This window comes from Pseudomonas sp. ACN8, assembly GCF_002303925.1.
GTDB lineage: Bacteria > Pseudomonadota > Gammaproteobacteria > Pseudomonadales > Pseudomonadaceae > Aquipseudomonas.
This window is the reverse complement of sequence record NZ_MRCS01000026.1, coordinates 60,793-72,330: the sequence shown is the minus strand read 5'-3', so window position 1 is coordinate 72,330 and position 11,538 is coordinate 60,793. Positions and strand designations below refer to the sequence as shown.

Below are 11,538 nucleotides of genomic sequence, written 5' to 3'. Positions count from 1 at the left end.
CCGATCATGCAAATGAGCCAACATACCGAGATGATTACAGCCGATTCCAGGAGCGTGGTAGACCTGGACGTTGGCAAACCCGCGCGGTGGGGCGTGTGGCTGGTGCTTGCCGGCTTCGGCGGCTTCCTCCTGTGGTCATGGCTGGCGCCGCTGGATGCCGGCGTGGTAGCGACAGCCACGGTCAAGGTCACCAGCAATCGCAAAGCCGTGCAGCACCTGAGCGGCGGCACCGTGGAGGCCATTCTCGTTCGCGAAGGCGATCTGGTGACAAAAGGCCAGGAGGTGGTCCGCCTCGATTCGTTGCGTGCCCTTGCCGAACAGGGTGCGGTCAGCGCTCAGTACATCGTCAGCAAGACGGTGGAAAACCGTCTGGAAGCGGAACGTGACGGTCGCGATGTAGTGAACTTCGATCCTGAACTGCTCAAGCGCTTCCAGGATGACCACCGCCTGGAAGCCGCCATGGACCTGCAACAGCGTCTGCTCGACACCCGGCGCGCCGGTCTCGCCGGCGAAATCAGCATCCTGCAGGAGAACCTGGCGGCGTCGGCCGTGCAGCTCAAGGGCCTGCAGCAGGTCTATAGTGCCCGCGCCTCGCAGATCAGTTTCCTCAACCAGGAACTGCAAGGCACCCGCGTGCTGACGGCCGAAGGCTATGTGCCGCGCAACCGCCTGCTTGAGCTGGAACGCAGTAATGCCGACCTCTCCGCCGGCCAGGCCGAGAACCTCAACAACATCGCCCGCGTGCGCAGCCAGACCACCGAAATCAAGCTGCGCATCCTGCAGCGCCAACACGACTACCTGAAGGAAGTCGAATCGCAGTTGACGGAAACCGCCAAGGAAAATACTACCCTGGCCGACCGCTTGCGCGCGCTCGACTATGAAGTGACCCACACGGTGATTCGGTCACCGATCGATGGCATGGTCCAGGCTTTGAGCATCGCCACCGTCGGCGGGATCATTCAGCCCGGCTTCAAGATCATGGAGATCGTTCCAGTCAACGAACCCTTGCAGGTCGACGCGATGATTCCTGTGCAGGCCATCGACAAGATGGTCCCCGGCCTGCCCGTGGACATTTCCTTCCCGGCCTTCAACCATGCCAAGACACCAAACATCCCCGGCCGTGTGATGACCATTTCCGCCGACCGCCTGATGGACGAGGAAAGCAAGCAGCCGTTCTATCTGGCCCAGGTGGAAGTCACCCCCGATGGCATGGGTCTACTTGGCACCAATCACATTCGCCCCGGAATGCCCGCCAGCGTCACCATAAAGACCGGCGAACGCAATATGTTGAGCTATCTTCTTAAACCAATGCTCGAACGTGTGGACAGCTCATTCAAGGAACAATGAAATGGATCGTCATTGCTTGCTCTTCTGCCTGATGGGGTTGGCCTTGCCGGCCAACGCCATGGACCTCAAGCAAGCCTGGGACCTGTTGCAGTTCCAGGGCCCCATCTACCAGGCCGCCATGCATGAAAAGGAGGCCGGCGGGGAAAACCGCGCCATTGGCACGGCCGGCCTGCTACCGCAGATCAACGCCTCGGCCTACGACAACAAGGTCAATGGCACGCAACGCCAGAGCGGTATCGAAAGGGATCTCGACTACGACTCCAAGGGCGCCAACGTGCGCCTGCGCCAGCCGCTGTTCAACAAACAGAAAATGGCCGAATACCGTCAGGGTCAGCAGCGTGCCGACTACAGCAATGCGGTATTCGATGCCAAGAGCCAGGATGCCGCGGTGCGCCTGGCCGAAAGCTATTTCGACGTGCTCCTGGCCAGCGAAACCATCACCTTGGCCAAGTCCAAGCTGACCGCCTTTGAAGAGCAACTCGCCTCGGCGAAACGGCGCCTGGAACTGGGGGCCGGCACCGTCACCGACGTCGACGAATCGACCGCTCGCCGTGACCTCGCCGAAGCCGAATTGATCGAAGCGCAAGACAACCTGGTCAACGCGCGTCGCAAGCTCGAGGAATACATCGGTGAAACCCCCGAATCGCTGACCACCTTGCGTCCGAGCTTCGATACACCACCGCTGCTGCCGAGCAACCTGCAGGACTGGCTGGTCAAAGCCCAGGTCGATAGCCCGTTACTCCATGCGCGCCGGTACAGCCGCGACCTCGCCGAAGAAGAAGTGAACCGCGCCAGGGCCGGCCACTGGCCAACCCTGGATTTCGTTGCCGGCTACACCGCGGGTGAGAGCCAATCCCTCTCCGAGCTGAATCAACGCAACCGCTACGGTTCGATCGGACTGGAAGTCAACATCCCGATATTCGCCGGTGGCGGCGTCAGCGCGTTGACACGCCAGGCCAGTGCCAATAGCGACAAGGCCACGGACGAACTCGACGCCGCGCGACAGGAAGTCATCACCGGAACCACCCGCGAATATCAAGGCATCCTGAGCGGAGCCAAACGCATCCGTGCCCTGGAGAAGGCCGTGGCGTCCAACGAACGCTCACTGGCATCGTCACGCAAGGGCTTCAAGGAAGGCGGCACCAGCACCAACTCGGATGTCCTCAATGCAGAAGAACTGCTCTTCGTTGCGCGCCACGATCTGTTCGATGCCAAGTTGCGCTATTTGATGTCACGCCTGCGCCTGGCCTCCTCGGTAGGCAGCCTGGGCGACGACGATATCGACCAGATCAACAACTACCTCGGCCCGGAATTGCTGGTCACCAATTGACGCTCACTTGCCGGCCGGTCGCGCAAAATGATGGCTGGCCGGCGTTCCACTAAGCTCTTGATTCCCTTTATGCTCGATCCGGTTCCAAATCAAAAGCCACGCCCGGCTCCAGGCTGTAAACTGTTTCCCCATGCGCAAACTTTTGTACCTGACATTTTCCATGGCGTTGCTCGCCGCCCTCACGACCTACGCGATGTGGGCCGCAGACCGGCCGGTGGGTCATTACCTTTCGGACCTGCGGATCAGCCTGGCTGTCGACCAGGGCACGCCCGCGGACCGAGGCAATCTGTTGGGCATCCAGCCCGAACTGTTTCCTACCGACTATCAAAGCCCCGAGCGTTTGCACCGCAAACTCGCGGCCTATCTGCAAGCAGCCCGGGACCAGGGTTTGCTGAACGGCAAGACCGTCGTTGTGTTGCCGGAGCACGTCGGTACCTGGCTGATGGTCAGCGGCGAGAAAGATGAGCTGTATCAGGCCAGCACCCTCAAGGAGGCCATGAACTGGCTGGCGGTGAGCAATCCCCTGAAGTTCGCCAAGGCGTTGATCGGTGCCGAAGGCGGCAATCGTCTGGACGATGCCCACCTGCGCATGAAAGCCAAGGCAATGGCCAGGGACTACCAGGCATTGTTCGGAGGTCTGGCCAGGGAGTTCCACGTGACACTGGTGGCGGGCTCCATCGTGTTGCCCGAACCAAGCATCATCGACGGCACCTTGAGAATCGGCCGCGGCGCGCTGTACAACAGCAGCGTGGTGTTCAACAGCGAAGGCCTGCCGATCGGCCAGCCCCAGCGCCAGATACACCCGCTCTTCGCGGAACAGAACGGGATCAAGGCGAACGGCGAGCACTCGCTCAATGTCGTTGATACCCCCGCGGGAAGGCTGGGCGTATTGATCGGCCACGACAGCTGGTACCCGGAAAACTACCTCAAGCTCAACGACCAAAGCGTGCAGCTGGTTGCGGTACCGGCCTATGTTGCCGGCCGTGGCACCTGGGATCAACCGTGGCGCGGCTACAGGGGCTCGTCGGCGCCGGCGTCGGTCAACTTGAAGCCAGGGGACGTCAGTGAAGGCCAGGCCTGGCAGCGCCTGACCCTCACGACCCGGATGCCGGCCAGTCAGGCGGTCGCTGGCATGAGTGTGTTCCTGCGAGGTCGGTTCTGGGACCAGGGCAGCGCCGGGCATAGCTTCCTCAGCAGCAATGGCCAGCACTTTGCCGATGGCAACGCCCATGGTGCACGCTTGCTGAACCTCTGGTTGTAAGCCATGAATCCACAGCCGATGCGCCTCGGCGATCTGTCGGTGGGCTTTGTTCATAGCCTGGCCGATGCCGTGCGCAGTCATGGCGTCGATCCGCAGCCGCTGCTCGATCAATACGGTCTCGATGCCGCGCGCCTGAGCGAAGCCGGTGCCCGGTTGTCGATACCGCGCTACATGCGCCTGGGCCACAGCGCCATTCAACTGACCGATAACCCTGCCCTTGGCTTGCGCATGGGGCGGCTCAGTCGCCTGAGCCAGGCAGGCCTCGCCGGGGTCACCGCCGCCCAGGCGCCGACGGTACGTGAAGCCGCGCGTTGCCTGATTCGATTCGAAGCCTTGTACGGCTCCAATTATCGGGGCCAATCAAGCTTTCACGAAGATGCCCAAGGCGCCTGGCTGCGCTTCTATTCGATCAGCCCCTACAATGCCTATAACCGCTTTGTGGTGGATTCGATCATCGCCGGATGGTTGCAGCAATTATCCAGTGTCAGCCCTGCCCCGCTGCACGCCGAACGCATCGAGATCGAATTCGAGGAGCCCGGTTACCGTGCGGCCTATGACGTGTTGGGTGATTGTCCGATTCAGTTTGGCGGCGAGCGCAATCAACTGCGCTTGAGCCTGGCAAGTCTCGCCCAGCGCAATCCCGAGCATTGCCCGAGTACCTGGAGGCATTTGCTGCAACTGTGCGAGCGGGAACTGGAACAACTGACACGCACCCGCAGCCTGCGTGAACGCATCATCGCGCTGCTGGGACCCTTACTCAATGGTGGCCGGGAGCCCGACCTGCAGGAGGTGGCGGCACGCCTGAAGCTGCCCACCTGGACCTTGCGCCGCAAGCTCGCCGATGAGGGCACACAATTTCGTGCGATTCTCAACGACACCCGTCGCGACCTGGCCATGACTTACATACGCGACACCGAACTGGCGTTCGGAGAGATCGCCTACCTGCTGGGTTTTGCCTCAGCCGAAGCCTTTCAACGCGCATTCAAACGCTGGAACGGGCAGACACCCGGCGAATTTCGCCGCAGCCATCGCCAATCCGCCTGATGCCTACAACTCGGTAGCGTCTTCCGCTGGCTCCAGTGGATCCAGTTCAAACGCCTGGTACTCGAGCAGCTCTTCTTGATAATCGTCCATTTTTGAATCCCCCAAACCATACTGAAAAACGTCTGAATTAATGACCAGTTCCCTGAGCATAAAGTGCCCGCGTGAAAGAAAAATGACGCGGACACGACACTCTGTCGCTACTGAATAAAACGTAGCAGCTGGTCAGGAATTTATCATTGGTTTTTTTAGCGCAAGGCCGCAGAACAGCGGACCTCGTTGATGAGGGTCAATCTTTTGGCTGGCCACGGGATCGGGTCATCTGACCCGATCCCGTGACGTTTCCATCACTGGCCGGAGGCAGGCATCGCCGGGATGGGTTCGCTCGGCGGTGGCAAGTCACTCGGGTTCGACGGTGGCGTGACGATTTCCTGGAACGATGCAGGCTCTACGTGCTCGGTCGGCGTGATCGGCGTGATCGGCGCCGCTTCAGGAGGCGGGGCAACCGGCTCGGAGGCCGCTGGAACGGCTTCAACGGGTGCTGGTGCAGCAGGCTCTACAGCGGGAGTCGCTGCCGGGGCAGGTACCAACGGTGCCGGTGCTGCCTTGGCTTCAGGCATGCCCAGGTCCGTTTTCGGCTTTTCGGGGATGTGCGCAGCCTTTTTCGCTTCCGGCGGCAGGAACAGCTCGACCAGTGCGAAGAAACGCTCGTAGAACTTGGCAGACGATACGGTTTCGCTGGCGACCTTGACCATCGAGTCATCGGAGGAGCCGATCGGCATCGACACCGAGCCCAACACACCGACACCGAGACTGGCGGAGTTGTTGGTCTTCTTCAGCGCATAACGATCCTGCAGGGCATTGGCGAACACGGTCGCGTGGTGCCCTTCGCTGCCGTCATCGGCGCAGACCACACTGAAGCTGATCTCCATGTGATTCTCGCCGGTCTGCTGGAAACTCTTGTGACCGCTGACCAGCTTCGGATCGTTGCTGGTGATGATGTAACCCTGACTGAGCAAGGCGCGACGGGCGGCTTCACAGCTCTGGGTATCGGTGACCGGATAGTTTCTGGAAAAGGTACCTGAGTCGTCGAAATTCTCATGCTCATAGATGGCAGCCTTGTTCGATGAACAACCAGCCGCAGTGGCAAACACGGCTGCCAGCCCGACAACCCGCATGGGAAGTGATTTAAACATTGAACATCCTGAGGAAAACGGTTCGGGGCATATTGTGCAACAGATCGATGCTCAGCGGAGCATCGATCTGTCTTATTACGGTTACAGGCTGATTGACCCCGGTTTTGCGTAAAAGTCACCGCGGCAAATGACGTACGGCGCACAACAAAAAAAGACCCCGGTCTTTCGGCCGGGGTCTTCTGTGCAGCACTAAACCTGGTCAGGCATCAGTAACGCTTGATCTCCGCCTGGCTTTCCAGCTGCTTGCGATAGGCCGCGAAGTCTTGCTGGCCGATGCGCGAAGCGAGGTAGCGACGATACTGTGCTTTCTCTTCTTCAGTCGGCGCCGCGGCTTCGTTCACGCCATTGAGGCGCACGATCATCAGGCTTCCATCAGCCAGCGTCACGCTGGTGAAGGTCGGCTTGTCCTTGGCCACAGGCTTCGCCATGCGGAACAGCGCTTGCAGCACCGCCGGGTCGACACCTTCCTGAGCACGGGTCGCCGCCTCGGTGACTTTCCAGGTCTGGCCGTCGATCGCCTGATCCAGCGGGGTCTTGCCGTCGCGCAGACTGGCAATCAGGGTGTCAGCCTTGGTCTTGGCATCGGCGCTGGCGTGTTCCTTGGCCAATTGCACACGGATCGCGGCAGAAACGCTTTCCAGCGGCAATTGCGAAGGCTTCAGGTGCTCCTTGGCGCGCAATACGACCACGGTTTCCGGATCCAGCTCGATGGCGGTGCTGTTCGCACCCTCATCCAGCACTTCCGGGCTGAACGCAGCCGTGATCACGGCACGGTTGGCGGCAATACCCTCACCGCCTTCACGGCCGAACGGCTTGGACGTATGGACGGTCAGTTTCAGGTCCTGCGCCGGCTGAGCCAGATCGGAGGCTTCGAACGAGGCGTCTTCCAGTTGCTTGGTCGCCTCGACAAACCGCTGTTCGACCTGCTGGGCCTTCATTTCGCGGGTCAGCTTGTCTTTCAGGCTGGCGAATGTCGGAACTTCTGGCGCTTCCACGCCCAACAGCTTGATCAGGTGGAACCCGAAATCGGTACGCACCGGCGCGGAAACCTGATCCTTGGTCAACGAATACAGGGCTTTCTCGAACGCAGGGTCGTAGACGCCAGGACCGGCATAACCCAGGTCACCGCCGTTGTTCGCCGAACCCGGATCCTGGGAGAATTCCTTGGCCAGCGCCTCGAATTTCTCGCCCTTGGCCAGACGGGCCTGGATCTCTTCGATCTTCGCCTTGGCTTGCGCCTCGGTGGTCTTGTCGTTCACTTCAATCAGAATATGCGCCGCCTGACGTTGCTCGGACAGGTTCGCGATTTCTTTCTGATAGGCCGCCTGCAGGTCTTCGTCATTGACGCTGACCTGATCGAAGAAGGAAGCCTTCTTCAGCTCGAGGTAATCGATGACCACCTGATCCGGCGTCATGAATTCCTTGGCGTGCTCGTCGTAGTAAGCCTTGACCTCATCGTCGGTCAGCTTCACCGCTGCCGGGTCGGTCTTAATGTTCAGGGAGGCAAAATCGCGAGTCTGTTTTTCCAGACGGGCAAAGGCCAGTACCTGTGCGTCGGTCACGAAACCGCTACCGGCCAGGCCGGCACGCAGCTGACCGATCAGCATTTCCTGAGCCATCAGTTGGCGGAATTGCATGCGGGTGTAGCCGAGTTGGCGAATCACCTGGTCGAAACGCTCGGAACTGAACTTGCCATCCACCTGAAAGTCAGGCGTTTGCAGGATGACCTGATCCAGAGCCGCTTCGGAAAAAGCGAATTTCGAACTTTCTGCGCCTTGCAGCAGCAGCTTGCGATCGATCAGGCCCTTGAGAGCCGACTCGCGCAGCATTTTTTCATCGAGCAAGGAAGCATCGAAATCCTTGCCCAGCTGTTGCATGAGCTGGCGGCGTTGCATATCGACCGCCTGGCTCAGCTCGTTCTGGCTGATTTCTTCGCCATTGACCTTCGCCGCTTCATTCTTGTTCGTCGTGGCCTGAAAAATGGCGTCGAAACCGGTCAAAGCCATCAGTGCAACGATGACCCCGATAATAGTCTTGGCAATCCAGCCTTGTGAATTGTCCCTGATATTCTGCAGCATGCGTCCCCCAGAAACGGTTGAACTTCAAAAATTAGGCAACCGTGGAGCGTGGGTAGAATCCGGATAGAAGAAAGGCGCATCCGAGGATGCGCCTTCTCGTAACTGGCGGAGCGGATCGAGGGGCTCGAACTGGCGACCCTCGGTGTCTTGAACCGGCGACCTGCAGACAGGACTGCCGCTCCGCTGCCAAGTCAGGCATGACCCCGACCCGGATGGGTAAAAACCTGAATCGAACTTAGTTGACAGCTTCTTTCAGTGCTTTACCGGCTTTGAAACCTGGTTTTTTGGCTGCTGCGATTTCCAGCGTCTTACCGGTCTGTGGATTACGACCAATGCGAGCCGGACGATCAGTTACGGAGAAGGTACCGAAACCAACCAGAACAACAGAGTCGCCAGCCTTGAGAGCGCCAGTGACGGATTCGATTACAGCGTCCAGCGCACGGCCAGCAGCAGCTTTCGGGATATCAGCGGATGCAGCGATAGCATCAATCAGTTCCGACTTGTTCACTCTAAGTCCCCTTATATCTATTTGAGTATGATTCTAAGTTTTTTTGGTGAAAGCAAAAACGAGTGCTGAATGGCCTACAGACACTTAAGAGCCGCTTTATAACAAGGGCTCTAAAAAGCTGTCAAGAAAGCCCCCCAGGCAAATACGTACTAATGCGTGCTAATTCTTTCCTTAGAATCTGCGTCACGTTTCTCATCCTTCGCGACTATCTCCGGAGCCACGTCCGGCAAGGGCTCCGGCGCGTATTGCAACGCAATTTGCAGGACCTCGTCAATCCATTTAACCGGTTTAATCTGTAGATCCTGCTTGATATTGTCCGGAATCTCTTTGAGATCGCGCACATTCTCTTCAGGAATGATCACCGTCTTGATTCCGCCGCGATGGGCAGCCAGCAGTTTTTCTTTCAAGCCACCAATGGCCAGGACCTGGCCACGCAGCGTGATTTCGCCGGTCATGGCGACATCCGCGCGCACCGGAATGCCGGTCAATGCCGATACCAGGGCCGTGCACATGCCCACGCCGGCGCTAGGGCCGTCCTTGGGCGTCGCCCCTTCCGGCATATGGATGTGCGTGTCGCGCTTCTCATGGAAGTCCAGGGGAATGCCCAGGCTCTTCGCCCGGCTGCGAACTACGGTCAAGGCAGCGGTGATCGACTCGACCATCACGTCGCCCAGAGAACCGGTCTTGATCAACTGGCCCTTGCCCGGCACTACCGCGGCTTCAATGGTCAGCAGTTCGCCGCCCACCTGAGTCCACGCCAGCCCGGTCACCTGACCGATCTGATCCTGCTGCTCGGCCAGGCCGTAGCGGAATTTGCGCACGCCCAGGAAGTGCTCCAGCATGTCTGCGGTGACCTTCACCGAAAAGCGTTTTTCCAGCGCATGCTCCTTGACGGCCTTGCGGCAAACCTTGGCAATCTGGCGTTCCAGCCCACGCACACCGGCTTCACGGGTGTAGTAGCGGATGATGTCGCGGATCGCTTCCGCATCAAACTCCAACTCGCCTTTCTTCAGGCCGTTGGCCGTAATCTGTTTTGGCGAAAGGTATTTGACGGCGATGTTGATCTTCTCGTCTTCGGTGTAGCCCGGCAGACGGATCACTTCCATCCGGTCCAGCAACGCCGGCGGGATATTCATCGAGTTCGAGGTGCACAGGAACATCACATCGGACAGGTCGTAATCGACTTCCAGATAGTGATCGTTGAAGTTGTGGTTCTGCTCGGGATCGAGCACTTCCAGCAACGCCGATGCCGGATCGCCACGCATGTCGCTGCCCATCTTGTCGATTTCGTCGAGCAGGAACAGCGGGTTGCGGACACCCACTTTTGTCATCTTTTGAATCAATCTTCCTGGCATCGAACCGATGTAAGTACGGCGATGACCACGAATTTCCGCCTCGTCACGCACACCACCGAGGGCCATGCGTACGAATTTACGGTTGGTGGCGTGAGCAATCGACTCCGCCAGGGACGTTTTACCCACCCCGGGAGGACCGACCAGGCACAACACCGGACCACGAATCTTCTTCACGCGCTTTTGCACGGCGAGGTATTCAAGGATGCGTTCCTTGACCTCTTCGAGGCCATAGTGGTCGGCATCCAGAATGTCTTCTGCACGCGCCAGGTCCAGGCGTACCTTGCTCTGAGCCTTCCACGGCACCTGAACCAGCCAGTCGATGTACGAACGCACCACAGTCGCTTCCGCGGACATCGGCGACATCTGCTTGAGCTTGTTCAGCTCGGCCGTCGCCTTGGCCAGTGCGTCTTTCGGCAGGCCGGCAGCATCGATACGCTTTTTCAGCTCTTCGACTTCGTTGTGACCTTCGTCGCTGTCGCCGAGCTCTTTCTGAATGGCCTTCATCTGCTCATTCAGGTAGTACTCGCGCTGACTGCGCTCCATTTGTTTTTTGACGCGGCCGCGAATGCGTTTTTCGACTTGCAGCAGATCGATCTCGGCATCCAGCAACGCCAGGACGTGCTCGACCCGGGCCGACAAATCGATGATTTCGAGGATTTCCTGCTTCTGTTCGATTTTCAATGCCATGTGCGCGGCCATGGTGTCTACCAGGCGGCCTGGCTCATCGATGCTGTTGAGCGACGACAGGACTTCAGCCGGGACTTTCTTGCCCAACTGCACATATTGCTCGAACTGGGACAGCAAGCTGCGAACGAACACTTCCGACTCGCGCTCTGGTGCTTCGACTTCGTCGATCAGGGAGACTTCGGCACGGCAGTGGCCGTCCACTTCGCTGAAGCGCTCGACAGCGCCCCGCTGCTCGCCTTCGACCAGAACCTTGACCGTTCCGTCAGGCAGCTTCAGCAGCTGCAGAACGGTGGCAATCGTACCAACGCGGTACAGGGCCTCTTCACCGGGATCGTCGTCAGCCGGGTTTCTCTGGGCCAGCAGAAGAATCTGCTTGTCACCCGTCATCGCAGCTTCGAGGGCTTCGATGGATTTCTCGCGCCCCACGAACAGCGGGATAACCATGTGCGGATAAACCACGACATCACGCAATGGCAGGAGAGGCAATTCGATGGTTGTCTTCATGATTTCGCCTCTACGGCGGCCATAAGGCCGGAAACAGATGGAAGTAAGCTTGAAACCAAGATGGGGGCTGCTCTGGAAAAAAACAAGCGGATAAAAGTACGACTTAAAAGATTGCCGCTGATGGCAGCGTTTGTGATGGTCCGGACACATCCGAAAATCAGATGGGTTGTCAGCTCGCCTTCGCCGGCAGGCCAGCTCCCACAAAAGCAAAGGGGCCCGAAGGCCCCTTCT

General features: G+C 59.0%; 8 protein-coding genes. 4 read left to right on the top strand and 4 right to left on the bottom strand.

Annotation, left to right across the window (positions count from 1 at the left end):
• Positions 1 to 6 precede the first annotated feature (6 nt).
• From BSF44_RS16295 to BSF44_RS16280, 4 genes are all read left to right on the top strand, one after another.
• Positions 7 to 1,347 carry an HlyD family type I secretion periplasmic adaptor subunit gene (locus BSF44_RS16295; RefSeq protein ID WP_095944374.1) on the top strand — a complete coding sequence of 447 codons (1,341 nt, stop codon included), beginning with the start codon at positions 7 to 9 and terminating at the stop codon, positions 1,345 to 1,347.
• 1 nt (position 1,348) lies between these two features.
• On the top strand, positions 1,349 to 2,677 hold the full coding sequence (locus BSF44_RS16290; protein WP_095944373.1) for a TolC family outer membrane protein: 1,329 nt from the start codon (positions 1,349 to 1,351) through the stop codon (positions 2,675 to 2,677).
• A gap of 130 nt (positions 2,678 to 2,807) precedes the next feature.
• The gene (locus tag BSF44_RS16285; protein ID WP_095944372.1) at positions 2,808 to 3,938 is read left to right on the top strand and encodes a carbon-nitrogen hydrolase family protein; all 1,131 of its coding nucleotides are present in this window, start codon (positions 2,808 to 2,810) and stop codon (positions 3,936 to 3,938) included.
• A 3-nt stretch (positions 3,939 to 3,941) separates the two neighbouring features.
• Positions 3,942 to 4,982, top strand: coding sequence for an AraC family transcriptional regulator (locus tag BSF44_RS16280; protein ID WP_095944371.1), 1,041 nt, complete (start codon positions 3,942 to 3,944; stop codon positions 4,980 to 4,982).
• A gap of 344 nt (positions 4,983 to 5,326) precedes the next feature.
• On the opposite strand, the gene BSF44_RS16275 is transcribed toward BSF44_RS16280, so the two are convergent.
• From BSF44_RS16275 to lon, 4 genes are all read right to left on the bottom strand, one after another.
• Complete coding sequence (locus tag BSF44_RS16275; protein WP_095944370.1) at positions 5,327 to 6,175, bottom strand: DUF2242 domain-containing protein; 849 nt, start codon at positions 6,173 to 6,175, stop codon at positions 5,327 to 5,329.
• 206 nt (positions 6,176 to 6,381) lie between these two features.
• A complete protein-coding gene (locus BSF44_RS16270; RefSeq protein ID WP_095944369.1) occupies positions 6,382 to 8,253 on the bottom strand; it encodes a SurA N-terminal domain-containing protein in 1,872 nt (623 codons plus the stop codon).
• Positions 8,254 to 8,488: 235 nt separating this feature from the next.
• Positions 8,489 to 8,761, bottom strand: a complete 273-nt coding sequence (locus BSF44_RS16265) for an HU family DNA-binding protein (protein ID WP_002552737.1) — start codon at positions 8,759 to 8,761, stop codon at positions 8,489 to 8,491.
• Between the two features lie 149 nt (positions 8,762 to 8,910).
• Positions 8,911 to 11,307 carry an endopeptidase La gene (lon, locus tag BSF44_RS16260; RefSeq protein ID WP_008048849.1) on the bottom strand — a complete coding sequence of 799 codons (2,397 nt, stop codon included), beginning with the start codon at positions 11,305 to 11,307 and terminating at the stop codon, positions 8,911 to 8,913.
• Positions 11,308 to 11,538 lie beyond the last annotated feature (231 nt).